30 protein-coding genes and 1 tRNA gene are annotated in these 24,866 nt (G+C 33.5%); 26 read left to right on the top strand and 5 right to left on the bottom strand.

What is annotated here, in order from left to right; translation table 11 throughout:
* Positions 1 to 62: 62 nt before the first annotated feature.
* On the bottom strand, positions 63 to 431 hold the full coding sequence (locus JOC47_RS06095; protein ID WP_204701173.1) for a single-stranded DNA-binding protein: 369 nt from the start codon (positions 429 to 431) through the stop codon (positions 63 to 65).
* A 249-nt stretch (positions 432 to 680) separates the two neighbouring features.
* Here JOC47_RS06095 and JOC47_RS06090 point away from each other — a divergent pair, with 249 nt between their 5' ends.
* Together JOC47_RS06090 and JOC47_RS06085 are read left to right on the top strand one after the other, a co-directional pair.
* Entirely contained in the window at positions 681 to 3,080 is a 2,400-nt protein-coding gene (locus JOC47_RS06090) for a Lon protease family protein (RefSeq protein ID WP_239550948.1), read from the top strand.
* Positions 3,081 to 3,232: 152 nt separating this feature from the next.
* Positions 3,233 to 4,090 (top strand): patatin-like phospholipase family protein, encoded by an 858-nt coding sequence (locus JOC47_RS06085; protein WP_204701171.1) that lies wholly within the window; start codon positions 3,233 to 3,235, stop codon positions 4,088 to 4,090.
* 31 nt (positions 4,091 to 4,121) lie between these two features.
* Here the strand turns inward: JOC47_RS06085 and JOC47_RS06080 are convergent, their stop codons facing one another.
* Positions 4,122 to 4,844, bottom strand: coding sequence for a YetF domain-containing protein (locus tag JOC47_RS06080; protein ID WP_204701310.1), 723 nt, complete (start codon positions 4,842 to 4,844; stop codon positions 4,122 to 4,124).
* Between the two features lie 164 nt (positions 4,845 to 5,008).
* Between JOC47_RS06080 and JOC47_RS06075 the strand changes: the two genes are divergently transcribed.
* The 16 genes from JOC47_RS06075 to JOC47_RS06000 all read left to right on the top strand — a co-directional run bounded on the left by JOC47_RS06075 (position 5,009) and on the right by JOC47_RS06000 (position 15,719).
* Positions 5,009 to 5,446 carry a Fur family transcriptional regulator gene (locus JOC47_RS06075; protein WP_204701170.1) on the top strand — a complete coding sequence of 146 codons (438 nt, stop codon included), beginning with the start codon at positions 5,009 to 5,011 and terminating at the stop codon, positions 5,444 to 5,446.
* Positions 5,447 to 6,092: 646 nt separating this feature from the next.
* Positions 6,093 to 6,461 carry a NifB/NifX family molybdenum-iron cluster-binding protein gene (locus JOC47_RS06070; protein WP_204701169.1) on the top strand — a complete coding sequence of 123 codons (369 nt, stop codon included), beginning with the start codon at positions 6,093 to 6,095 and terminating at the stop codon, positions 6,459 to 6,461.
* Positions 6,462 to 6,473: 12 nt separating this feature from the next.
* A complete protein-coding gene (locus JOC47_RS06065) occupies positions 6,474 to 7,319 on the top strand; it encodes an ATP-binding protein (RefSeq protein ID WP_204701168.1) in 846 nt (281 codons plus the stop codon).
* The gene (locus JOC47_RS06060; protein ID WP_204701167.1) at positions 7,316 to 8,176 is read left to right on the top strand and encodes an ATP-binding protein; all 861 of its coding nucleotides are present in this window, start codon (positions 7,316 to 7,318) and stop codon (positions 8,174 to 8,176) included. Before JOC47_RS06065 ends, JOC47_RS06060 begins: the two co-directional genes overlap by 4 nt.
* A gap of 96 nt (positions 8,177 to 8,272) precedes the next feature.
* Positions 8,273 to 8,650, top strand: a complete 378-nt coding sequence (locus JOC47_RS06055) for a NifB/NifX family molybdenum-iron cluster-binding protein (protein ID WP_204701166.1) — start codon at positions 8,273 to 8,275, stop codon at positions 8,648 to 8,650.
* A gap of 57 nt (positions 8,651 to 8,707) precedes the next feature.
* Positions 8,708 to 9,493, top strand: a complete 786-nt coding sequence (locus tag JOC47_RS06050; RefSeq protein WP_204701165.1) for an Mrp/NBP35 family ATP-binding protein — start codon at positions 8,708 to 8,710, stop codon at positions 9,491 to 9,493.
* Between the two features lie 178 nt (positions 9,494 to 9,671).
* Positions 9,672 to 10,097, top strand: coding sequence for a NifB/NifX family molybdenum-iron cluster-binding protein (locus JOC47_RS06045; protein WP_204701164.1), 426 nt, complete (start codon positions 9,672 to 9,674; stop codon positions 10,095 to 10,097).
* A 30-nt stretch (positions 10,098 to 10,127) separates the two neighbouring features.
* Positions 10,128 to 11,459, top strand: coding sequence for an NAD(P)/FAD-dependent oxidoreductase (locus JOC47_RS06040; RefSeq protein WP_204701163.1), 1,332 nt, complete (start codon positions 10,128 to 10,130; stop codon positions 11,457 to 11,459).
* A 146-nt stretch (positions 11,460 to 11,605) separates the two neighbouring features.
* Positions 11,606 to 11,809 (top strand): DUF5320 domain-containing protein, encoded by a 204-nt coding sequence (locus JOC47_RS06035; protein WP_204701162.1) that lies wholly within the window; start codon positions 11,606 to 11,608, stop codon positions 11,807 to 11,809.
* Positions 11,810 to 11,840: 31 nt separating this feature from the next.
* Positions 11,841 to 12,182: a DUF5320 domain-containing protein gene (locus JOC47_RS06030; RefSeq protein ID WP_204701161.1), complete on the top strand. Its 342-nt coding sequence runs from the start codon at positions 11,841 to 11,843 to the stop codon at positions 12,180 to 12,182.
* Between the two features lie 186 nt (positions 12,183 to 12,368).
* Positions 12,369 to 12,527: a hypothetical protein gene (locus JOC47_RS06025; RefSeq protein WP_204701160.1), complete on the top strand. Its 159-nt coding sequence runs from the start codon at positions 12,369 to 12,371 to the stop codon at positions 12,525 to 12,527.
* Between the two features lie 151 nt (positions 12,528 to 12,678).
* Entirely contained in the window at positions 12,679 to 13,428 is a 750-nt protein-coding gene (gene map, locus JOC47_RS06020) for a type I methionyl aminopeptidase (RefSeq protein WP_204701159.1), read from the top strand.
* Between the two features lie 33 nt (positions 13,429 to 13,461).
* Positions 13,462 to 14,328: a damage-control phosphatase ARMT1 family protein gene (locus JOC47_RS06015; protein ID WP_204701158.1), complete on the top strand. Its 867-nt coding sequence runs from the start codon at positions 13,462 to 13,464 to the stop codon at positions 14,326 to 14,328.
* A 68-nt stretch (positions 14,329 to 14,396) separates the two neighbouring features.
* Positions 14,397 to 14,780 carry a DUF134 domain-containing protein gene (locus JOC47_RS06010; protein WP_204701157.1) on the top strand — a complete coding sequence of 128 codons (384 nt, stop codon included), beginning with the start codon at positions 14,397 to 14,399 and terminating at the stop codon, positions 14,778 to 14,780.
* 12 nt (positions 14,781 to 14,792) lie between these two features.
* On the top strand, positions 14,793 to 15,623 hold the full coding sequence (locus JOC47_RS06005) for an MBL fold metallo-hydrolase (RefSeq protein WP_204701156.1): 831 nt from the start codon (positions 14,793 to 14,795) through the stop codon (positions 15,621 to 15,623).
* A 19-nt stretch (positions 15,624 to 15,642) separates the two neighbouring features.
* Positions 15,643 to 15,719, top strand: a tRNA-Pro gene (locus tag JOC47_RS06000).
* A gap of 74 nt (positions 15,720 to 15,793) precedes the next feature.
* On the opposite strand, the gene JOC47_RS05995 is transcribed toward JOC47_RS06000, so the two are convergent.
* Together JOC47_RS05995 and JOC47_RS05990 are read right to left on the bottom strand one after the other, a co-directional pair.
* Positions 15,794 to 16,120, bottom strand: coding sequence for a hypothetical protein (locus JOC47_RS05995; RefSeq protein ID WP_204701155.1), 327 nt, complete (start codon positions 16,118 to 16,120; stop codon positions 15,794 to 15,796).
* A gap of 124 nt (positions 16,121 to 16,244) precedes the next feature.
* Positions 16,245 to 16,919, bottom strand: coding sequence for a Bax inhibitor-1/YccA family protein (locus JOC47_RS05990; protein ID WP_204701154.1), 675 nt, complete (start codon positions 16,917 to 16,919; stop codon positions 16,245 to 16,247).
* 264 nt (positions 16,920 to 17,183) lie between these two features.
* On the opposite strand from JOC47_RS05990, the gene JOC47_RS05985 reads away from it, so the two are divergent.
* The 7 genes from JOC47_RS05985 to JOC47_RS05955 all read left to right on the top strand — a co-directional run bounded on the left by JOC47_RS05985 (position 17,184) and on the right by JOC47_RS05955 (position 23,759).
* Entirely contained in the window at positions 17,184 to 18,392 is a 1,209-nt protein-coding gene (locus JOC47_RS05985; protein WP_204701153.1) for a secretin GspD/PilQ domain-containing protein, read from the top strand.
* A 15-nt stretch (positions 18,393 to 18,407) separates the two neighbouring features.
* Positions 18,408 to 19,646 carry a hypothetical protein gene (locus tag JOC47_RS05980; RefSeq protein ID WP_204701152.1) on the top strand — a complete coding sequence of 413 codons (1,239 nt, stop codon included), beginning with the start codon at positions 18,408 to 18,410 and terminating at the stop codon, positions 19,644 to 19,646.
* Between the two features lie 242 nt (positions 19,647 to 19,888).
* Complete coding sequence (locus tag JOC47_RS05975; protein ID WP_204701151.1) at positions 19,889 to 20,365, top strand: hypothetical protein; 477 nt, start codon at positions 19,889 to 19,891, stop codon at positions 20,363 to 20,365.
* Between the two features lie 126 nt (positions 20,366 to 20,491).
* Complete coding sequence (locus JOC47_RS05970; RefSeq protein ID WP_204701150.1) at positions 20,492 to 21,100, top strand: hypothetical protein; 609 nt, start codon at positions 20,492 to 20,494, stop codon at positions 21,098 to 21,100.
* 45 nt (positions 21,101 to 21,145) lie between these two features.
* Positions 21,146 to 22,675: a COG1470 family protein gene (locus tag JOC47_RS05965; RefSeq protein ID WP_204701149.1), complete on the top strand. Its 1,530-nt coding sequence runs from the start codon at positions 21,146 to 21,148 to the stop codon at positions 22,673 to 22,675.
* 13 nt (positions 22,676 to 22,688) lie between these two features.
* Positions 22,689 to 23,165, top strand: a complete 477-nt coding sequence (locus JOC47_RS05960; RefSeq protein ID WP_204701148.1) for a hypothetical protein — start codon at positions 22,689 to 22,691, stop codon at positions 23,163 to 23,165.
* A gap of 174 nt (positions 23,166 to 23,339) precedes the next feature.
* Positions 23,340 to 23,759 carry a YkvA family protein gene (locus tag JOC47_RS05955; RefSeq protein ID WP_204701147.1) on the top strand — a complete coding sequence of 140 codons (420 nt, stop codon included), beginning with the start codon at positions 23,340 to 23,342 and terminating at the stop codon, positions 23,757 to 23,759.
* 118 nt (positions 23,760 to 23,877) lie between these two features.
* On the opposite strand, the gene JOC47_RS05950 is transcribed toward JOC47_RS05955, so the two are convergent.
* Positions 23,878 to 24,168, bottom strand: coding sequence for a 2TM domain-containing protein (locus JOC47_RS05950; RefSeq protein ID WP_204701146.1), 291 nt, complete (start codon positions 24,166 to 24,168; stop codon positions 23,878 to 23,880).
* Positions 24,169 to 24,367: 199 nt separating this feature from the next.
* Between JOC47_RS05950 and JOC47_RS05945 the strand changes: the two genes are divergently transcribed.
* Complete coding sequence (locus JOC47_RS05945) at positions 24,368 to 24,853, top strand: hypothetical protein (protein WP_204701145.1); 486 nt, start codon at positions 24,368 to 24,370, stop codon at positions 24,851 to 24,853.
* Positions 24,854 to 24,866 lie beyond the last annotated feature (13 nt).

Below are 24,866 nucleotides of genomic sequence, written 5' to 3'. Positions count from 1 at the left end.
TTGTAAAGGTTAAAAAAGCAAAATCTAAGAAAGATAAAAAATGGGCATCTGCCCATTTTTTATTAGTTATTAGCAGCTTGTTTTGATTCTTCTTTGTTTTTAGGTGCTCCTAAAAATTCTACTTGATTGGCAGTGACTTCTTCTGTTCTTTTAATATGTTCAGTACCACAGTCACATTCGATTGTATAGTGATTGACTCTTAACTGACCATCAACTCCAACTAATCTTCCTTTGCAAAGATGCTGATTACAAATTTCTGCTTGGCGTCCCCAAGTTGTAATATTGATAAAGTCTGCTTTAGTCTCTTCTTCTCCTTTGCTGTACCTTCTTTGCACTGCTAAGTTAAAGTTACAAACAGTATGTCCATTATTAGTAACATTTAATTCTGGGTCTCTAGTTAGGCGGCCAATTAAATTAACACGATTGATCATCAAATCACTCCTTGATTTTGTATTAATATCTAGTATAACCATATTATTATTAATTATTACTGATATTTTTTATTTTTCTAGTGCAGGAAAAATTATTATTTTATTTAAGATATAATATAAGGATTAAAATTAAAAGTTAAAAAAGAAAAATGAAAATAGAAAAGTTAGAAGAAATAAAATAACAAGATACATGAAGTATTAATGCTGATTATTAAGATAGTAATTTATTTAATAGAGGAGGGGATTGATTTGCCCAAAATAGAAAATAATAATTTATCTTTAACAGAACTAAATTGTAATTGCGGAAGCGAAGTATTTGATTTTGAAACAACAGAAGATTTAGAGCCTTTAAGTCAACAATTAATTGGTCAAGATAGAGCAGTCAAAGCAATGGATATTGGACTGCAGGTTGACCAAGAAGGATATAATATCTTCATGTCAGGAATTACTGGTACGGGACGAACTACTTATGCTAAGCGCTTGGCCCAGGATAAGTCTGAGGAAGAACCTCCTCCTCAAGATATTTGTTATGTCTATAACTTTTCTGAATCTGAAAAGCCGAGGGTATTGATGTTACCTGCAGGAGTAGGTTCTGAATTGAAAGCAGATATGGAAGAATTGATTGAAGAATTAAAAGAGGAAATTCCTCAGAGTTTTAGTGGAGAAGAATATGAAGAGCAGAAGAATCAAATTATGAATAGTTATCAGAAAAAATCAAATAAATTAATGGAAGAATTCAGAAAGAAAGCCCGCGAAGAAGGGTTTGAATTAGAAAATACACCGCAGGGTTTAATGCCTGTGGCTCTTAATGAAAATAATGAACCGATCAATCAAGAAGAATTTCAAGAATTAGATGAGGAAGAAAAAGAAGAATTAAGAGAAAAGAGTCAACAGATGCAGAATGAATTAGACCAAGTAATGCGTAAAATTAGAAATTTAAAAGATGAAGCTTATCAAGAATTAAATGATTTAGAGAAAAAGATTGCTTTTTCTGTTATTCAGCCGATTATTGCAGGGATGGAAGAAAAATATAGTGACTGTCAACAAGTGATTGATTATTTGGAAGCAGTTAAAGAGGATATTACTGAAAATTTAGATCAATTTAAAGAGATGAGTCAGCAAAATAATGGTAGCCAAAAGAAAAATCCATTGATGATGATGGGCCAACAAAAACAGGACGATAATTTTTTCCACCGTTATGAAATTAATTTATTTGTTAATAATGAAGATGCAGATGGTGCCCCAGTAGTTTATGAATCTAATCCTACCTATTATAATTTATTTGGTAAGATTGAAGGGAAAACACAATTCGGGATGATTAGTACTGATTTTACAATGATTAAAAAAGGTGCTATTCACAAAGCAAATGGTGGATATTTAATTCTTAAAGCTAAAGATGTTTTATCTAAATTTAGAGCTTGGGAAAGTTTGAAAAGAGTTTTAATTAATCAAGAGGCAGTAGTAGAAAATATTGGTGAAGAGTATCAGCGGATTCCAATTACTACTTTAAAACCAGAGGCAATTGATTTGAATGTTAAAGTGATTATGATTGGTTCACCACTACTGTATCAATTACTATATCATTATGATGAAGAATTTAAGAAATTATTTAAGATTAAAGCTGATTTTGATGTAGAAATGGATCGTACTTCAACTAATATGAAAAAGTTTGCATCTTTTATTTCTCATATCAGCAGAAAGGAAGATCTCAAGCACTTTACTGTTGATGCAGTGACTAAAGTAATTGAATACAGCAGCCGCTTAACTGGTGATCGTAATAAATTATCGACTCGTTTTAATGAGTTATTAGAATTGATTTATGAAGCTAATGCCAGGTCGGAAGATAGCCAGTATGTGCAATTTGATGATGTACTAACAGCTATTGAAGAGAAAGAATATCGGGATAATTTAGCTGAAGAGAAAGTGCAGGAAATGATTGAAAAAGAGCATATTTTAATTGATACTGAAGGAGAAAAGGTAGGTCAAATTAATGGATTAGCAGTTTATCAAACTGGTCAATATTCCTTTGGGCGTCCGACTAAGATCACTGCAAGAACTTTTGTCGGCCAAAGTGGATTAGTAAATATAGAACGAGAAGTAGATATGAGTGGTAAAATTCATAATAAAGGGGTTATGATTCTATCTGGTTTTCTAGGTGGTAAGTATGCTCAGGATAAACCCCTTAGTCTATCTGCATCTTTAACTTTTGAGCAAAATTATGGTGGAGTTGATGGAGATAGTGCTTCTTGTGCAGAATTACTTTCTTTATTGTCATCACTCTCGAAAATAGATATTAATCAACAGTTAGCGATTACAGGTTCATTGAATCAAAAAGGAGAAGTACAACCAATTGGTGGTGTCAATCAGAAAATTGAAGGTTTTTACAAAACCTGTCAACAAAAAGGGTTAACTGGTGATCAGGGAGTAGTAATTCCTTATCAAAATGTTGATAATTTAATGTTAAAACAAGAAGTATTGGATGCAGTAGATAATGGTGACTTTAATATTTATGCGATCAAAGAAATTGATGAAGCAATTGAAATCATGATGGATGAAGCAGCAGATAAAGTCCATCAAAAAGTACGAGAAAAATTAGAAGAGTTTGCAGATAAAGCTGAACAAGCGGGAAATGCTGAAGAAGATGAGTAAGTATAAGTATTAAATCTAAGGATAAGTTTAAAGATAGGATTAAGGGTTAGGTGCTAGTGCCTAACTCTTAATTTGTTTAATGGATTAGAATTTAATAGTATTGATTAATATAAAATAATTACTTAATTGAATTTTGAAAAGGAGCGGATAAAATGAAAGATGTTGGGTTGGTTTTAGAAGGGGGAGGGATGAGAGGAATTTATACGACGGGAGTTTTGGATTATTTAATGGAAGAAGATTTATATTTTCCTTATGTAATAGGAGTTTCAGCTGGGGCATGTCATGGCTCCTCTTATGTTTCCAAACAAAAAGGTCGTAGTAAGAGAGTCAATGTAGATTATGTCACTGATTCCCGCTATATCAGCTATAAAAATTTATTGAAAGGGCAGAGTTTATTTGGGATGGACTTTATGTTTGATACAATCCCAAAACAGTTAGAACCTTTTGATTTTGAAGCTTTTTTTGCTTATGAAGGCAAATACATAGTGGGAACTACTGATTGCCAGACAGGTGATCCGCGTTACTTTGACCGTAGTGATTGTGATAGTCATGATGATATTTTACAGATTGTTAGAGCTTCAAGTAGTTTACCTTTTATTTCTCCCATAGTAGAATTTAAAGATTATGAACTATTAGATGGTGGTTTAGTAGACCCAATTCCGATAAAAAAATCAATTGCTGATGGAAATGATAAGAATGTGGTAGTCTTAACGCGACCACCGGGTTATCGTAAAACACCCTTTAAGGGAAAGTGGTTAGCTAAATTATTTTACCGCGATCATCCCCAGATAGTGGAAGCTTTATTGAATCGTTATCAAGTTTATAATCAAACTTTGGAATATCTTAAGGAATTAGAAGCGTCAGGAGATATATTTTTAATTCAACCAGACGATTCTTTAGATGTAGACCGGATTGAAAGAGATCAAGAAAAGTTAGAAGATTTATATTGGCAGGGTTATGAGAGCATGAAAGAAGAATTCAATAGTTTAGAACAGTGGTTAGAACAGTAAGTTTTTAAGCCAGGGTATTTTCCTGGCTCTTTTAATTTTCATAGTCTCTAATTTCAATTGGAACTTCGATTTTATCATTTCGAGTATCTATGTACAATATTCCCTCTGTATCTAAGGTAGCTAAGAACACCTCTCTGCTGGAAGAAATACCTGCTTGCTTAAGCTGATTTTCTAACCATTGTGTATCTAATTTGAATTGTTTGAGGTTTTCTTTGATTACTTGCCCATCATAAATCACTTCGACATTAAGTCCTTTATAATTGCTATCTAAATTCATATCTTGTGGTGTTAAATTTTGATGCTGAGATTTTTTTAAGACTGATAATTTACCGCTAGTTTCTAAAATAGCAAATTCAATTTGAGAAGGGTTAAAGATTCCTTTAACTCTCAGCATTTCTAACAAATCAGTAGCGCGAAATCTCATTTTCTTTAGATTCTCTTCCATGATCTGTCCATTCATAATCACTATTGTAGGTTCTCCATCTATATATTTAGAGAGATGGCGAGATTTTAAGGCAATAGTTTTCATGAGGATTGATAGTATGACCCAAGTTGCTATCCCTAACCAGACTAACCGAGCTTCAGATTTCAAATCAACACTTAAAATTCCAGCTATAGAACCAACTGTAATTCCTAAGATATAGTCAAAATAGGTTAGTTGACTAACCTGCTGTTTACCTAATATGCGCGTAAAGATTAATAAAGTAAAAAAAGCGATTGAACTCCGACTGATAATTAATAGAGATTGGTCGATTTTTCTCCCTCCAAAGCTTTAATAGTAATTACAAATATATTATTTAACAAGAAAATTTTTTTATGTACAATAATTTCACATTTTAATTGACATATGTTCAAAACTTAGTTATACTAAAGTTAAGAATGAGAATAGTTATCGGAGATTGGAGGGTGAAATATAAGATGCATGAAAAAATGATTAAAAAATTAACGGCTAATGTTGATTTTAGAGTTACTAAGCAGCGCAAAAAAATTTTAGATGTTTTAATTAGCCAAGACCAGCATTTATTGGCCCAAAATATTTATGAAATTTTGCGAGAAGAGGATTCTAAAGTTGGCTTGGCTACTGTTTATCGTACTTTAGATCTGTTCGAAGAGTCAGGAATTATTAAAAAAAGAAAATTTAATGGTGATTCGGCTTATTATGAAATTAATGATGAACATCATGGCAATCATCACCATCTTATTTGTAAATCTTGTGGAGCAGTAATTGAAGTTGATGAATTACTGCCGGAAGATATTGAAGAAAGATTAGAGGAAGAAGAAGGCTTTCAAGTAGAGGATTTATGTTTGCAGATGTATGGTTATTGTGAAAACTGCCAGAAGAACAGTGATGAGTAATGAGTGATGCAGTGATGAGTAAGAAGAAAAGAGTGATGAGTGATGCAGTGATGAGTAAAGAGAAGTAAAAACAGTAAAACAGTGAAACAGTAGCTAGTAGTGAGATTAGGAGAAATAGTTGCATATAGATTGCGTAGCTAATAAAGCGGAAAGTAGAGAGACTAGGACTGCACGGAGTGTTTTTTGAATTTTAAAAACACGGAGGAAACGGTTAAAAGGATAATGAGTAAAGAGAAGTAAAGAAAGTAAGACAGTGAAACAGTTAAAAGAATAAAAAATGTAGAGACTTGGCATGCCAAGTCTAGATTGTAGGTTTACAATAATATGATATGAGAAAATGAAAAAAACAAATGACGCAATGTATTCGCGGATAAAATTGCAGTATCAGTAGTGATAATCGTTTATAATATCATTGTTTTTAAGTTGTTAATATGTTGAATTTAGGATTTTAATTCTCAATTTTCAATTATAGATTATCAATTCTAAATTATCAGGTGTATAAAAATCAATAATAGGGGATAATAATTAATAATTTGAGGAAAGTTTTGTTATAATATTGACATATGTTCATAACTTCTTTATACTATTATGTGGAACTGGAATTAATTAAAGCTAATAAAATAAATTTAATGGGAGTTGATCAATTATGAAGATTGTAGTAACTGCTGCTGATGATAATGGTTTAAAGGCTAAATTAGATTCTAGATTTGGTCGAGCAAGTTATTTTGCTTTTGTGGATACTAAAGATGATAGTGTAGAATTTATTAAAAATGATGCGAAGAATGCTAGTAGTGGAGCAGGAGTACAAGCTGCTCAAACTGTTGCTGATACAGGAGCAGATGTTTTAATTTCTGGTAATATCGGGCCAAAAGCTTTTGATGGATTAAGTAGAACAGATTTAGAAATCTATTCTGGACCTGAAGAAAGTATTCAAAAGGTGATTGATGAGTATCAATTAGGAAATTTAGAACAATTAGAGAGTGCAACTAAGTCTGCTCATGCTGGTTTGAATTAGGAGGGGTGGAAGATGCAGATAACTGTTTTAAGCGGCAAAGGTGGGACAGGGAAGACTACTGTATCAACTAATTTAGCCTTGTCTCTACCTAATGTCCAATTCTTTGATGCTGATGTAGAAGAACCAAATTCTTATTTATTCATTAAGCCTGATTTTGCTGATAAGTCAAAGTCTGTGCTGCGTAAAATTCCTGAAGTTGATCAAGAGAAATGTACTTCTTGTCGTGCTTGTGTTGACTTTTGTGAATATAATGCTTTAGCAATGTTAGGTGATGAGGTATTAGTTTATCCCGAGGTTTGTCACAGTTGTGGTGGTTGTAAACATATTTGTCCAGAAGGAGCAATTACGGAAAAAGATAAAGAGGCGGGAGAAATAAATTGGGATTTAGAAGTAACAGAAGAATTAGAATATTGGCAGGGTAAGATGAAGATAGGTGAAGAATCATCAGTCCCGATTATTGAAGAACTAAAAGAAGAAATAAAGCCGGAGAAAAATGTAGTAATGGATGCTCCTCCAGGAACTACCTGCCCGACAATTGAGGCAGCGATTGATAGTGACTATTGTATTTTGGTGACTGAGCCAACTCCATTTGGTCTGCATGATTTAAAGATGGCTGTAGAAGTAGTGGAAGAGTTAGGTAAGCCATATGGAATCATTATTAATCGGGCAGAAGAAGGAGAAAATGAAATCATTGAAGATTATGCGGCAGAAAATAACATAGATATTTTATTAAAGATTCCATTTCAACGTCAAATTGCAGAATTGTATTCAGATGGGATTCCTTTTGTCGAAGAATTACCAGAATGGAAAGAAAAATTTCAAGAAGTCTTTGCAGATATCCAGGCGGTGGTAGAATGAAAAAATTAACTGTAATTAGTGGTAAAGGTGGAACAGGGAAAACAACAGTGACTGCTAATTTAGCTGCTTTGGCCCAGGATTTGGTTTTAGCAGATTGTGATGTTGATGCCCCTAACTTGCATTTGCTAATGAATCCTGAAGTTGAAGAGCAAGAAGATTATAGAGGAGCAAAGTTAGCAGTTAAAGATGATAGTAAGTGTATTGATTGTGGTAAATGTTATGAATTATGTGAATTTAATGCTGTAACTCCGGATTATGAAATTAATGATATTAAGTGTGAAGGTTGTGGACTTTGTGTAGCGCAGTGTCCAACAGATGCTTTAACTTTAGAAAAACAAGTAACTGGAGATTTGTTTTATTCTAAATCTGCTGTAGGGCCAATGGTTCATGCTAAATTGAAGATTGGGGCAGAAAATTCAGGTAAATTAGTTAGTGAAGTGAAAGAAAATGCTGAGCAGTTAGCTAAAGAGGAAGGAAAAGATTTAGTGTTAGTTGATGGGTCTCCAGGCATTGGTTGCCCAGTAATTGCTTCATTAAATGGAGTAGATGGAGCTTTGATTGTGACTGAACCAACTCAATCTGGGTTAGCTGATTTAAAGAGAGTCTTAGAAGTTGTTGATCATTTTTCTCTTCCTGCTATGGTTGCAATTAATAAGCATGATTTGAATCAAAATTTAAGTCAGGAAATAAAAGAGTTTTGCCAAGAAAAAGATGTTAAGTTAGTTGGAGAAATTCCTTTTTCTACTACTATAGTAGAAGCAATGCGCCAAGGGGAATTAGTGATGGATTATGCAGCGGATAGTGAAGCTGCTGAAGCAATAGAAGAGATTTGGGGTAAGGTAAAAAAAGAATTATAGTAATCAGTAAAGAGTAGAAAGTCAAATCAAATTCAAAATATTTGCTATAGATTTTACTTGTTACTACTAAATATTAATAAACGGAGGGTGATTTAAATGCATAAAATAGCTATTCCAACGGATAATGGTCAAGTTGCTGGTCATTTTGGACGATGTCCTGAGTTTACATTAGTAGAGGTTAATGATGATGAAATTGTGGAGCAAAATGTAATTGAAAATCCTGGTCATAAACCGGGTTTCTTACCGCGGTTTTTAAATGAAAAAGGTGCTGACTGTATTATTGCTAGTGGTATGGGAATGAAAGCTAAGAATATTTTTGATGATAATAATATTGAAGTAGTAACTGGTGCTCAAGGGCCAATTGATGACGTAGTTAAATCTTATATTCAGGATAGATTAGATACAGAAGAGAATTTATGTGACCATGGTGCCGATGGACATGATCACGATCATGAACATGGTAATTGTCATTAAAGGTAAATAATTATTCTCTTAATGTAGTATTTATTAAGTGTAAGGAGTGGATTGTTAATGTATGAAAAAGAGGAAGATAAATATCAGTTAGAATTAGGTACGGTAAATGAGAGATTTATTGCTGTAGCTAGTGGTAAAGGCGGAGTTGGTAAATCTACTGTTACTGCTAATTTAGCTGTAGCTTTAAGTGAACGAGGATATAAAGTAGGTGTGATTGATGCTGATATTAGAGGATTTAGTATTCCGCGAATTTTAGGAGTTGAAGAACGTCCTAAAGCTGAGAGTGAAAATATAATTATTCCACCGCAAGTAAATGGGATTAAGGTTATGTCAATGGGGGGCTTAATGGAAGAAGAAAAGCCAATTATTTGGCGTGGTCCTCTATTATCTAAAACCTTCAAACAGTTTGTTAAAGAAGTAAGATGGGGTGAGTTGGATTATTTATTATTTGACTTACCACCGGGGACTGGTGATATGCCCCTTAACTTAATGCAGCAACTGCCTGATTCTGAATTAATGGTGGTTACAACGCCGCAAGTAGCAGCGACTAAAGTTTCAGGCCGCGTTGCTAAGATGGCTGATGAACTTGATTGTGGTTTATTAGGTGTTGTAGAAAATATGTCTTATTATCAATGCTCTGAATGTGGAGCAAAAGAGTATATCTTTGGTCAAGGCGGTGGTGCTGAATTAGCTGCTAATTTAGATACTGGTCTATTAGCTGAACTGCCTTTAGTGACAGAAGTCCGAGAGAGTAGTGACCAAGGAGAACCGATTGTAACTGTTAATCCTGAAGCCGATATAAGTCAAAAGTTCTTTACTATTGCTGACAAGATTACTCCTTAATAAAATAGATGACTCAAGACCTAAATGAAAACGAATTTCATTTAGGTCTTGACATTTTTTTCTGTGAGAGATATAATTAAATTGATAATGAACAAATGATTATAACCTTGTTAAGCAAGGGTTATTTTTTTAGCATTATAACCCCACCCCGTTGGGCTGGATAGGAGGGATGTAGATTATGAATTTACGTGTGGCTTGTGCTACAGATGATGGACAAGATTTAATTAACCGTCATTTTGGTGATGCTGAAGCTTATTTAATTTATGATGTTGATGATGAAAATTTTGAGCAAATAAAAGAAATTAGTAATTCTACCGAGGATGACCATGATGATGAGACAGAAGAACATGCTGACCCTGAAAAAGCAAGGAGTATTAAGGAATTACTCAAAGAAGAAGGAGTACAAGTATTATTATCGCGACAGTTTGGTCCTAATATTAAACGGGTTAGAAAGCATTTTGTCCCTGTAGTAGCTAAAAAGTTTCGTTTAGTAGATGCAGTGCGGATGTTAAAAGATAATTTAGATTTAGTAAGACATCAATGGGAAAAGGAAGAAGAAAGAAAACATATAGTATTAGATGGTAAGAATTATCATAGATCCTAAAGAAGATATAAATTAATGGAGGGATAGTTAATGACAGATTATGAAGTGTTAGTTTTAGGTGGAGGACCAGCAGGAATTACAATTGCTAAAACACTTGATGGAGCAAAGGATTTAGCTGTAATGAGACCAGAGAATCATTCAATGGTTTATTGTGCAATGCCGTATGTGATTGAAGATTTATTACCAATGGAGAAAACATTAAAGGAAGATAGTTTAGTGACCGATACAGGAGCAGATTTGATTAGAGATTATGCTGTTGATGTAGATTTTGATGAACAAGTTGTAACTACTGGGGCAGGAGATAAATATGGTTATGAAGAGTTAATTATTGCTACAGGGGCTAGTCCAGTCTTAGCTCCAGTTGGAGGCACTGATTTAGATGGTGTGACTACATTTAAACATGAAGAAGATTTAAATAGAATTTTGAATCAAGTTGATAGTGAAGTGGAAGAAGCAGTTGTAGTTGGTGCAGGAGCAATTGGTATTGAAATGTCACAAGCTCTTAATGAAGCAGGCTTAGAGACTCATTTAGTAGATATGGAAGATAGTATTTTACCGCATTTGCTCGATGCAGAGATGGTAGCAGAAGGTGAAGAACAGCTTGAAGATTTAGGAATTAATCTGCATTTAGGAGCTCAAATTGATTCTTTAAACGGTACAGAAAAAGTAGAGCAAGTTAAATTAGCAGATGATGAAACGATTGACTTTGGTCCACAAGGTGGTTTAGTTGTCTTTGCCATTGGAATGCAGCCTAATGTAGAGTTTGTTGAGAATAGTGATTTAGAAATTGGTCAATTAGGTATTAAAGTGAATAGCAAGATGGAAACTAATCTAGACAATGTTTATGCTGTTGGAGATTGTGTAGAATATAAGAGTGCAATTACGGATGAAGTAACTGGAGGTAATTTAGCTACTAATGCTGTACCGATGGGACGTTTATTAGCTCAGAATTTATTAGGTGCTGATAGAGAATATGAAGGATTTTATAATGGCTGTGCCACAAAAGTGAATGATTTATTTGTTGGTGGTACTGGTTTATTAGAAAAAGAGGCCGCAAAAGATTATGATATTGTAGTCGGTAAAGCAGAATTTACAACTGCCTTCCCAATTATGCCTTTTGCTAAGCCAGTTAAGGCTAAGTTGATTATTAATCGTGATAATTTAGAAATTTTGGGTGGTCAAATTGTAAGTGGTGAGCCTGCTACGGATAAGATAGATAAAATTACTATGGCGATTCAATACGGTATTGATGCTGAGGAATTATTAGACTTTAGTTATTCTTCGCAGCCCTATCAGTCTTTCTTCCCCGCTCATAATTTATTGGTTAAAGCAGCAGAAAATGCATTAAGTAAATTAACATAAATGAAGAAATGATTTTATCTCAGGGTTTTTGGCCCTGGGTCTCTTTTTTTGAAAAAAGTAGTCCATTATTATTGACATATGTTCATAATCGAGTTATAATATAATTGTAATGAACAAATGATTAAAACAAAAAGGAGATGATTGCTATGCCTCGTAGAGATGGTACAGGTCCTGAAGGTCAAGGTTCTGGAACTGGTAGAGGTCTTGGCCCTTGTAATACTGAGAAGCAAGTTGGAGTTAATGACTGTAGAGGATTAGGTCGTGAAGCTGGTCGTGGCCAAGGAAGAGGTCAAAAACAAGGTCGCGGTAAAAATGCTAGTCGAAATGGTCGTGGACGTAATAGAAGATAAATAAAATCAATATTATAAAGGAGTGATTCTAATGCCAAGAGGAGATGGAACAGGTCCAGAAGGATTAGGACCACAAACTGGTCGTGCTGCAGGATATTGTTCTGGATATAATGCTCCAGGTTATGTTGATAATGCACCTGCTGATCGTGGTGGAAGAAGAGGATTAGGTCGAGATCCTGGTCGCGGTAGAGGTCGTGGCAGAGGATTCGGTCGTGGTAGAGGTTATGCTCGGAGAGCTAATAATGCGCCTGTAGCTAATAATGCACCAAGAGAAAGTGAAGAAGAATATCTTAAAAGAGAAAAATCAGCTCTTGAAGATGAACTAAATGCAGTCCAGAATAGATTAGAGCAATTAGAAGATGATGAAGAATAAACAGTCTTATTAATCCTACTGGTTTCTCAGTAGGATTAATAATTTTAAGCAATCAAATTGACTTAAGTGTTAAAATATATTATCATTTAATTACAATTAATATAAATGGCTTTAAATGATGGTTAATTACTTTATTAGAAACTGAGCAATAAAATAGATAATTAAATTTAATGAGGGGGCGGTATAATGGCAAAATGCAGCTGTTGTGAAGGTCGCGGTTTTATCACTTGTGATTGTACTGAGGCTGGAGGCAGTAGTCCCGACCCTGAATGTAGGTCTTGTAATGGTACTGGCAAGATTGATTGTCCTAGTTGCGGTGGTGATGGTGAAGAAAAATGGCAATAGGCAAAGCTAATTTAGAGTAATTAATCTTATTATTTAAAGCGTAGCTTGACAGCTGCGCTATTTTTTTATGATTGGCGGACAATGATTTTGACATATGTTCATTATAGTTTTATAATTATAGATGGTAATATTAATTTGTTGAGGTGATAAAATGATAATTAGGAAATCAAGTAAAGAAATTAAGAAGATGAAAGAGGCAGGACAAATAGTTGCAGAAACACATCAATTATTAGCAGATAATATTGAGCCAGGAGTTACTACGCAAGAATTAGATAAATTAGCTGAGGATTATATTAGAGGGCAAGGAGCTGAACCAATTTTTAAAGGATATCATGGTTTTCCCGCCTCTATTTGTGCTTCAGTTAATGAGGTGATTGTTCATGGTATTCCGGATGATTACCAATTACAAGAAGGCGATATTATTAGTATTGATATTGGTGCTAGGATTAATGGTTTTTGTGGTGATGCTGCTAGAACTTGGGGAGTTGGAGAAATTTCTCAAGAAGCTAGTGATTTATTAACAGTGACTAATGAATCATTAGCAGCAGCAATTAAAGAAGCTAAAATTGGTAATAGATTATCGGATATTTCTCATGCAGTACAGAGTTATGTTGAAGCAAAAGGATATGGTGTAGTTCGTAATTATAGTGGACATGGTATTGGACGTAAGATGCATGAAGCACCACAAATTCCTAATTACGGTAAACCTGACCGGGGGCCAAGATTACGTGAAGGAATGGTCTTAGCTATTGAACCGATGATCAATATTGGCACGCATAAAAATAAGACTTTAGATGATGGTTGGACAGTAGTAACTAAAGATAAAAAAATGTCAGCCCATTTTGAAAATACAGTAGCAATTACTGAAGATGGACCAGAAATATTAACTGTGCTTGACTAAACTCTTATCAATTGTATAAATGAGGGGATAAATATGCAAATCGAGTTAGATTGTTTTCCATGTATCTTTCGTCAAGTATTGGAATCAAGTCGAATGGTTACTGATGATGAAGGCTTGATTAAAGAGATTTTGGATGAATATTCTAAATTAGTACCAAAAGTAGATGATAATATAATGGGGCCCACTTTGGGGAAATATGGGCAAGATATTGTGAAAGAAAAAACGAATACTGATGATCCTTACCGTGAGTTTAAACGCAAGCATATGAAATTGGCCCAAGAGATCTATCCGGAAGCGGAAGAAATCATTAATCAAGCTGATGATTCTTTATTTGATGCTTTAGTTATTGCTGCTACGGGTAATGCTATTGATGCCGGAGTAAGTTTAGATGTTGATGTAGCTCATCATCTTAAGCAATCTACAGGAAGTGGCTTTGTCAAAAGTGATTATGCAGAATTAAAGACTAAACTGCAAAATGAAGAAAAAGTATTAATTATTGGGGATAATGCCGGGGAAGCTATATTTGATAAGTTATTAATTAAGGAACTAAAGAAATATAATGTAGAAATCATTTATGCTTATCGGGATGCGCCTATTTTAAATGATGTGACGATTAAGGAAATTAAAGAAATAGGAATCGATAAACTGGCTGATAGAGTTTTATCTAGTGGCTGTCAAACTCCAGGTACTATTTTAAACGAGACAACAGATGAATTTAGGAAAATTTATAATCAAGCAGGAATTGTAATTAGTAAAGGACAAGGGAATTTTGAAGGTTTATCTGGTGCCTCAAGAAGTATCTTTTTCTTACTTAAGGCTAAATGTGAGTTAATAGCAAGTATCTTAGATGTAGAGCAAGGAGATTTAATTCTATCCGGCGGAGGTTTTAAACTCCGCTGAGATGATTTTAAGACTTAGAAATAGTATGTTATAATAAAAATAGAATAAAAAAAGTGAGGGTGATATAGATGGTGCGTCCAACTAAGAAAAGACGGGTAGCTAATATACCAGATGTTAAGTTTTTTAAACCAGCCGGTATTAGAAAAAGAGACTTAGAAGAAGTTGTTCTTTCTTTAGAGGAAGTGGAAGCAATTAGACTCAAAGATAATGAAGGATTAACGCAACAAGAAGCTGCAGACAAGATGGAAGTTTCTCGCCCAACTTTCCAACGGATTTTAACTAAAGCACGTCAGAAGATTGCTGATGCATTATTAGTAGGTAAGGCACTTAAGTTTAAAGGAGGAGATTATGACTTTAAACCTCGTTGTCCTGAATGTGGTCAAGATGTGAAATCTAAGGGGAGAAATCGTAAACGAGGTAAAGCAGAAGATTGTCCTGAATGCAGAGAATAGAGGGGGGGTATCATGGGGGACGAAGTAGAGATTACTCTTGTAGTGGAAAATTCAGTCTATAAAAGTCAGTTATTAGCAGAACATGGTCTTTCATTTTGGATAGATTATGATGATAGTAGTTATTTGTTTGATACTGGTCAAGGTCAAGTTTTGACTCATAATTTAAAAACATTAAATTTGAATATTTCTGAATTATCAGGAGTGCTGCTCAGCCACGGTCACTACGATCATGCAGGAGGATTAAGTGCTATTTTAGAGCAGCAGCCTGAAGTACCTGTTTATGGTCATCCGGATCTGTTTTTGCCGAAATATTCACAAAATACTGCCGGAGAAGTTTTCCGAGGCTTTGCTATGACTAAAGATGAAATTAATAATTTTAATCCTAACACAGATTTAACTGCTGTGCAGTCTGGATTGTGGTTAACTGGTGAAGTTCCGAGAAAAAATGAGCGGGAAACTTTAAATGATCACTATCAAGTAAAGGAAGACCGAGAGTTAAAAACTGATCCGTTTAGAGATGATCAAAGTTTAGTCCTTGACACAGAGGAAGGTTTAGTGATAATATTAGGCTGTAGTCATGCGGGTGTGATTAATATTTTAGAGCATGTGCAGCAGAATTTTGCGCAAGAAATTTACACTATTATCGGCGGAATGCACTTAGTAAATGCCAGCCGCGATCGAATTGAATGGACGATTGAACAGTTACAAAAGATTGATTTTACTCAGTTAATTCCGTTACACTGTACAGGCGAAAGAGCAGTCAGAGCAATGCAGTCTGCCTTTGGTGAGCGAGTAGAAACACTGTCTGTAGGAGACAAGATTAAATTAAAAGGGAAAAAGTAAAAGATAAAAATGAAAATAGCGGGCTGTAGCGCAGTTTGGTAGCGCACTGCACTGGGGGTGCAGGGGTCGCTGGTTCAAGTCCAGTCAGCCCGACCAATTTTTAAAGTAAAAATTAAAATATAAAAGATTAAAGTGAGAAAAAGCCCTGCTTAAAAGCAGGGGATAATTTATTATATGCCTAATTTATTTGCTGTCCACAGTTCGCCTGCCTTATCAAGCATATCTTCCCAATTGAGAAAAACGGTCTTATCATTAATGAAGTTATCTAGTTCTTCTTTATCAATTGTTGTAAAGTCGTTTTTATTTTCGATGTCAAAGGGACTAGCTGCAAACATTTCTTCAAGTGAATCAAAATCAGTATACTTATTCATGAAAGTTTCATTAAATAATTGATGAAAACTAACTTCATTGCTTTTCTCTAATTCGTCAATTGCTTCTGATTTTTGTTCTAAATCTGCGGTTAATTCTGCAAAAAGTTCTAATTCTCTATTATTCATAGCATCCCCCCTTTGAAATAGTTTAAAAAGAATTCTACTTTTAAATAATAAAATTTCTTGCATATTTAATTCTTTATTTCTAACTCAATACCTGCAAGTAACTGTAAATGATTTTAATTCATATTTATTTTTTCTTACCGAAAATACGTAGTAAATAGATAAATAAGTTAATAAAATCTAGATAGAGAGATAAAGCTCCTAATACTGCTATTTTATCACTAGCTCTGCTACTTTGAGCTAGATTTTTTATTTTTTGAGTATCATAAGCTGTTAAACCAGTAAATAGGATTACTCCTCCATAAGTAATAATCCAATAAAGCATAGAACTATGCAGAAAAATATTAACTATACTAGCAATAATCAATCCCACAATTCCCATAAGGGCATAACTGCCAAAGGAAGTTAAATCTTGCTCGGTTTGATAACCATAAACAGCCATAAAACTAAAAATTCCTGCTGCAATAGCAAATGTAGAAACAATTGAAGTACTAGTATAAGCTAAGAATATTGCCGAAAAAGTTAGACCATTTAAAGCAGCATAAGCAAAGAAAATTAGTTGCGCAGCTGATAGAGATAATTTTTGAATTTTCCCTGATAAAATCACCACCATAATTAACTCGCCAATCATAAGACCAAAGAAGATAAATGGATTAGTAACGATTGGTCTAACTAATCCTGATTTAATCGTTAACATGCTAACTACTGCAGTAATACCTAAGGCTAAAGCCATCCAGCCAAAAACTTTGCTGAAAAGTTCCTGTTCAGACAAATCATTAGCAACAACTTGCTCTTGATTCATTTTTTAGCTCCTCTCTTTAAGATTAATTTATTTGTATTTACAATCAATTAATCATTTAGTATTAGTATAGCAGTTCTATTTCACATTATCAACATTTTAACTCATTTAACATATTTTAATAAATGGGTGTGCTAAAAGGAATTGTAACTACTCTTAATCTAACTATTGAATTGGACAAATTATATATATTTCAAATTAATAGTAATATAACCGCAAGTAAAGTAATAACATTAGATTAGATTTCACTTTACGAGGGGGAAGAATATGTTGAAACAGAAAATTGGACCAATGATTTTAGTGTTAACCTTATTTTTAGTATTAACAGTCCAGCCAGTAAATGCTGCTGATACTGAGCAGCAGACTCAAGAAGAGCCTGTAGTAACTATTACTTTTTTTAGTACTGATTTAAGGGAAGCATTAAAAGAAATTTCATTGCAAACAGGTGTTAATATTATTCCGGACCAAACAGTCGGAGGGCAGGTAACAGCAGAATTTCAAGAAATGCCGTTAGAAAAAGTATTAGAAAGAATATTAGCTAGTGGGGGTTATACATACCGTAAGATTGAAGATTTCTATTTAGTGGGACTTCCGAGTCCTAAAAGTAATACTTTCAGTAAACTGAGTGAGATAGAGATTATCCGTTTAGATCATATTAGTTCTAAGCAGGTATTTACTTTACTACCTAATTTCTTTAGGTCTTATGTACATGGTAATACCGAGGATAATATCATAACTATTAGTGCTCCTACCCAGAAGTTAACTCGAATTAAATCATTTATTAAAGAATTAGATCAACCGCGACCACAAGTGAAAATAAAAGTGATAATTACTGAGGTTAATTCAAGTCAAATGAGAGAAATAGGCAATAAATTGTTTAATTATAATAAAGATGGTGATCCTAATAAAACTGCCAGCTATGATTTAGATGATGGATTATTGACTTTTGAAGGGGATATTTACGGTAAGTTTCTAGGGCAGTTACGGATGTTAGAGAAAGAACATCAAGCCGAGGTAAGAGCTGATCCTCATGTCTTAGTTACTTCAGGGGAGAATGCTAAATTATTTGTTGGTAAAGAAGAGAATATCATTATTGATTCTTCAGATGATGATTATGATGATGATTCTAGAATTGAAGAGATAGAAGTAGGAATGAAATTGAATTTAACTGCTGAAGTGAGAGGCGAAGAATTGATTGATTTACAAGTAAGTCCTGAAATCAGCCATTTTTTAAATGAAAAACGACCTGATATTATAGTCCGTAAAAATTCATTAACTACTAGTTTACGTTTAAAAAGTGGTCAAACAGCTATTTTAGCGGGGATGACCAAAGAGAATGAAGCAGAATATGAAGAAGGGATGCCTGGTTTTAATAAGATTCCTTTAGTACGTTGGTTCTTTAGTAGAAAAAGCAAACGTAAAGATAAAAGAGAATTGTTGATTTTAGTAACGCCAACGATTCAAAGTCAATCATAGGTGGTGGGATTAATAATGTTTAAAGTAAAGTCAATTATTATTTTAGTGTTACTTTCAATTATTATTGTCTCCCCAGTAGAAGCAGCAAAAGAAGCGGTTATAATTTATTCTTTAGAATTTATTGAAATGAGATCTGAAATTGAAAAATCTTTAAATATAGAATTTAATGAACAAAAATCGGGGGCCAAGGAATGGCAGGTGATTAACAATCAAGACTGGTTAAATTATATACATAATGTTGAGAAAAAGAATTTTTTTATGCTGCGGGGAGGGGGCAAAGAAGAACAGTCGAGATTACACTATAATGCGTGGTTGACTACGATTAATCGTAAGCAGGCAGCAATTGAGTTTACAGAGCGATTAATTAATTGGGAAGAAAATAATTATAGTGATGACCAACGCACTCAATTTAAATTTGAAATAAAACCGCTGCTGATTAATCAACAGCAAAATAAGATTATGACTAATATTAAATTTAAGCACTGTAGTGTTGAAGGAAATAAATCAAAACTAGAAATGAATAGTGCAATCACTACAATTAAAGAACAACCAATCACAATTTTAAGACAGAAAGTAACTAAAAATAATAATTCTAGTTATAGATATTTTGTTCTTTATTTGACTGCTTCTATTGTAAATCCTGATGCTATTGAAGATAATTCTTTAATAGCAATTGGAAATATGAAAGATATTAATAGCCTCTTTGCCAGCAGAGAAGATAAATCTCAACTAAAAGAGAATAAAATTGCTCTGTATCTAGCTAAAAAAGCAGAGAAAATGAAGTACAATTATGTAAATAATAAGTTCCAGTGTAAAATCGAACTGGCTCATGAAAATGAAGAGTTTATTTATTCTGGTGATTTTAGTTATAATTTATCAGAGCAAAGAGGTCTCTTTTTAGTAGGACGGATAGATAATAGAATTGAGCAGCAATTAGAGGCAGGGGCTGCTTTAGGATTTGGAGATAGAATTCAATGGACGAAAAATTTAGCTTTTGAAGTTATCTATTTTCCAGTTTTAGAAGGGGTAAAAGAGGATATAAATAAAGATTCTATCTTAGAGGCTAAATTAGAATTAGATACTACAGATTGGAATATATGGTATTCGAATACCAAAATAGATGATGACTATTTCAATCGCGCTGCAATTAGTTATTACTTCAATCCTAGTTGGGGGCTTGTAGCGGAATGGGAAGAGAATTATAACACTGATGGAAAAATATACTTGGGGACAATTTTTAATTTTAACGAATAATTTAAGAATTATTTCATAATATAGGTTTGGAGGTAAAAAGTGAAATTGATTTTTTAGATAACTCAGAAATTGTTTATATAAAATTCGTTGAAGGACTCTAGAGTTCTGGTCTAAGATATCTTTTTTGGGAGGTGATATAGAGAAGATAAGAGTAAGCAATACATAACAGATAAAGCAATTATCTGTTACTAGGAACAACGGAAAACAATTTTAAAACCAAAAAAACTGAGGGGGATTTTCTCATGAAAAAAGTAATAACTTTAATTTTAGCGTTAGTAATGGTCTTAGGTGTGAGTGCAGTAACAATGGCAAGCAATGATATTGGTAATGACACTGATGTAGATGTTAATGTAACAGTTGATCCTTATGCTGAACTTAATTTAGAAACAACAGAGGTTAATTTAGATAATATTGACCCAGAAAATAATACTGCTACTGGTACAATTAATTATAATGTTAAAGCCAATACAGCAATTACTGTAACATCAGAAATTACAGATAAATTTACTGACAATAACAATCTTGTTTTATCTAGTAATGAAGATGATGAATTTGATTATGTAAATGGTGGTATTAACGAAGATGATTCTATTGGTGTTAAAGCAGAATTAAGTCATGTTGATAATGAAGATGGTGCTTGGGAAAGTATTGAAGCTGGAGATTACAGTGGAGTAGTTACTGTAACTGTAGCAGCTAAAACTACTGATTCTGAAGAATAATAAAGCTAAATGCTTCAGGTGTCTATTTTTTAAGAGTAGGCACCTGCTTTCTTATTGAATTAGATAGAATTTTAGAAAAGTTGTAAACTAATAAAAAGGTTTAATTTAGAAAAGGAGAGATGACTAATGAAACTAATTTTTAACAGCAGTATGTTATTGATCTTATTTGTGTTTTTGGTAGTTGGCACTGCTTACGGTAATCTTGCCTCTAACAGTAATCAAGTTGGTATTAACTGCAAGGTAGACAAGTATGTGAAAATTCAGTGTGATGATATTGAGGAGGATGCGTGGATTGATTATGATGCTCCCGAGTGGCTTTCTTTAAAGAATCGGTTGCGGTGGTCACGAGATAAAAGTTCCACTAATGGAGAAGGTTCGCCTTTTACAGGTCAAGGTGGAGAAGTTAAATGGGCGAGGCAAGAAGTAACAGTCAGGTCAAATACTTTCTTCAGAATTCGAGCTGAAGCTAGTTATCCAGCTCATAGTGATAGTAAGTCAGTATTACATAACAAATGGGGCAAGCCAAAAACTTTTTATAGTTATTTACTGCCTATTTGTGGACCAATTGGTTTTGCTCGGAAAATTATTCCCGGAGAGAATTCAGCTTATTTACCGGGAGTATGGGGTACAACAAAATATATATTAGCATCTAAAATTGCAATGCCAGAAGAATTTTGGCGAGTTGAAGCTGGTCATTATGTAGGTAAAATTACTTTGACAGTTGAATCTTTTTAGAAAATTTTTAGTGTTTAATTTAGATTAAGTAGGGGGCATTAAAGAATGAGAACTAATAAACAGTTGACAATATTTTTAGTAATATTTTTCTTTTTTATTGGCTCAAGTATAGCTAATGTTTATGCAGCAGGAGTCAAACCATTAGTTATCGATATTAAGGCTCAGCCAGGGGATACTCATGAATTTGAATTAACTTTAACTCCTAGCGGTAAAGAAGAAAAAGTTGATTTTTCTTTTTATAAACCAGTTCAATTACTATCAGGAGGTTTGAAATATAAACAAGATACGTCTAAATTTGTTGCTAAAGAATGGGTTAATTTGGAGGAAAAGCAAGTGACTGTTTATCCTGATGAGAAAAAAACAGTTAAAGGTGCAGTTAAAGTTCCTTTTAGTGCAGGAGGTTCCTACACAGTAGTAATTATGGTGGAACCTGGGAAGACAACTACTAAAAAAAATGGATTGCAAATGAAAGTGCGTTATGCAGTCCGAATTAATATTCGAGTTGAACGTCCAGGAATTTATCCCCAAGCGGAGGTTGTTGACTTCGGTTTAGGAGCAGATAAAGATAAGAAACCACAAGTGCAGGCAAAGTTAAAGAATCCATCTAAGACAGATTACTTAGTAGCAGCAGAAGCTACTATTCGTGATCAAGAGCGCCGTTTAGTCGAGCGAGTAACCTTAAAAAGTCCACAAGGAAATAATCCTAAGATTGATAAAACTAGAATGTATCCCAGCAGTAAAGTAGTTTATTTAGGGCAGGTGACTAAGAGAATAACTCCCGGAGATTATGAACTCCGAATTTTCTTTAAGTATTCTGACCATGGTCAAATTATTAAAGCTAAAAATATTAAGGTCAAAGAAGGACAATTTGATTTACCGAGCGCAGAAGAATTAGGCGCATTTACAGTTAAGCCACAACAACTAGACTTAAATTTACAACCAAAGGCCTATAAAAGCAAAGTAGTGCGCTTAAATAGTGAGATTGGCTCAGATGTCAAAGTAACAGCAGCAGTTAGTAATGTACGCAAAGACTACAGCAATTCGCTAGTAGACTGGTTAAAAATTAGAGGGCGAAAAGAGTTTAAATTGCGGGCTAGAAATAGAGGAAAGATTATTTTAACTACTATAGTACCAGAAAAAGTTAAGCTAGGTAGTTATCACGGAAATATTATCTTAAAGGCTTTTAATACTGAAACTGGTAAATTTATTTCGCAAAGAAAAGTACCAGTGACAGCAGTAATTGGCAAGGAGCATAAGTATCAACTTGAAGTTAAGAGTTTATATTCTCAGTCCGTAAAAAAAGGAGATTTGTTATCACTAGATTTATTTAATGCTGGAAATATTTTTGTTGCTCCGCAAGCAGAAGTAATCATTAAAAATGCTAAAGATGAATTTGTAGAGCGGGTAAGATTAATTACTGTAGAAGCAGGACAGAAAATATTACCCAAAACTAGTCAGCGCTTACAAGGCCAAGCGAAAAAACTAACACCGGGCAAATATAAAGCCATCATTACATTTCAGCAGCAGGGCCAAGAATTAAAAAAGCAGACACTCAATTTCACTGTGGAAGAGTAAGGAGGCGGAGATCGTGAAACGGATTGTAAATTTAAGTGTAGTTTTTTCGCTGATCTTTCTTTTTTCTTATAATTGTGGTTTGGAAGCTAAACCAACAAATAAAATAATTCTTAGATATCCTTCTAATAGAGCTCGGGAGATTAATTTTAATCTGAATCCCTGTCAACCGGCGCAGAAGTTTATTCATTTTCAAGTTAAAAATTCAAGCCGTAAAAAATTACTGGTGTGGCTCGATTTAGATTTATATGGTGCTGCAGAGTTAAGAGAGGCTATTGATTACCGAATTCAAGATAATAAACCTAAAAAGAAGAAAGAAAGTTGCTATCATATTAGTTCGAAGCCGCAGGTGAGAAAGAATCCCTTTGTGATTGATAAGAATTATAACGGTTGGATTAAAGTTAACTTTTCGGGTTTAGAAGAGTGGTGGCAGATAGAAGCTGGTGATTACCGCGGGGAGTTGGAGATTCGAGTTAAGGAAATTAAAAAGTAAATAGTATATTGAAAATCAGCCGGGTTAAAAGCCCGGTTATTTTAATTAATATTTTAGTCTAGAAGCTTAAGCGAGTATTATATGATATTTGCTGTTTTATGCAAAAGAAGGGAAAATATAATTTATCTACAATTATAATAATATGACGTTTTATTCACAAAGGGAGGAATTTAAATGCCGAAATTTACTGAAAATGAAATATTAAGATTCTTAGGTAAATTAGCTAATAAGTGGGGTACAGGTCACGAAAGCATTACTAAGATTTTAACTAAAGTAGAGAACTTTTTAGAAGATAAAAGTGAGAAACTACAGTTTTTAGATAAAGTTAGATTATTTGTATCAATGCTCAAAGATCATTCTGATGAAAAATACTATATAGATGATAACTCTCTAGGACTAATTATTGCTACTTTAGCTTATTTAGTGTTGCCAACGGATTTAGTACCAGATTTCATTCCTGTAGTTGGATTTACTGATGATGCGGCAGCTTTTGCTTTAGCAGTGCAGCAGTTATCTTCGGAAGTGAAGAGCTATAAAGCATGGAAAGAGAAGCAGAATGAAGATATTATTGATTTACCGATTGAAGAGGAATAACCTAATTTTATAATCAGCAAGTTATCATTTTTAATGGGTAATACCAGACACCGCATTGCGGTGTCTGGTTGATTTTTGGCTTAAAAAAGTATATATTAGATTGTCTTTAGGTTAAATATTAATCTGTTTCATCTTCTTGTTGATATTTATTAGTTAATTCTTTTATTTTTTTATCTTCCCAAGTTTTAAAGAGGGAGGAAGTCAAGTTGAATACTTTGAACCCATGACTCATTATCCCAATCCCCCAACCTAATAATGGCCAGTAAAACCACAAGTGGTTTGGACTATTAACTAAATTAATGACTAATAAGATAGTATTAACAATTGAATAGACTGCTAAATGCCTATAAAAACCTTTTAATTCTGCTACTCTCTCTTTAGCCTTTTTTCGAGCTTGCTCTTCATCCAAGTTTATCCCTCCTTTATTTATACATTTAAGTTTATTATAATATAAATTAGAATAAATTTCAGTAGGAACTGGATTTAATTGCATTAATAGCCAAGGTAATTGTGAAAAAATTATTAATTAAGCAGGTTTTAGAGTTTGTGTCTAGAACAATATTAGTTAAGTAAATTGTTTTAAAATATTTGGTGGGAGGTAGATAAATGTGAAAACTATTGATGTAATTGAGCTTAATGAAGAGGGTGTTGCTGTTAACGATAATGAGAAAAATTATTTTGATGGGCAGGGAGATTATCCTGATGGAAATTATTTTCGCGAAGATGGAGAACCTACTAATATTGCTGGTGAGTGGTTAGTAATTGATGAGTTATTAGATATTGATAATAATTATCTTACTTATGCTCAACTGCAGGATGATGAACTTACTTTAGTTAAGTTGCCAGAAAAATACGTAGAAAAAGATTATTTAATAGATTATGAAACTGACGAAGAATGCCCAGTAGGGGTCGATGTATTAGTTCGTGAAAATGGTTTTAATGTTGATATTGTACCAGGTTGTGCTTATCAAGGTGATGCTAATGTAAGTAACCATCTTGATGGACATAAATATTCAGGTTACCTAGGTTTTCAATTAAATGATGACTATTTTGTGACTTATAAAAAAGGTGAATTTAAGATGCTTAGTTTATAAATTTATTTCTTAA

The sequence above is a fragment of the Halanaerobacter jeridensis genome, from assembly GCF_016908315.1.
GTDB classification, from domain to species: Bacteria; Bacillota; Halanaerobiia; order Halobacteroidales; family Halobacteroidaceae; genus Halanaerobacter; species Halanaerobacter jeridensis.
This window is presented reverse-complemented; position numbering and strand designations above follow the sequence as displayed.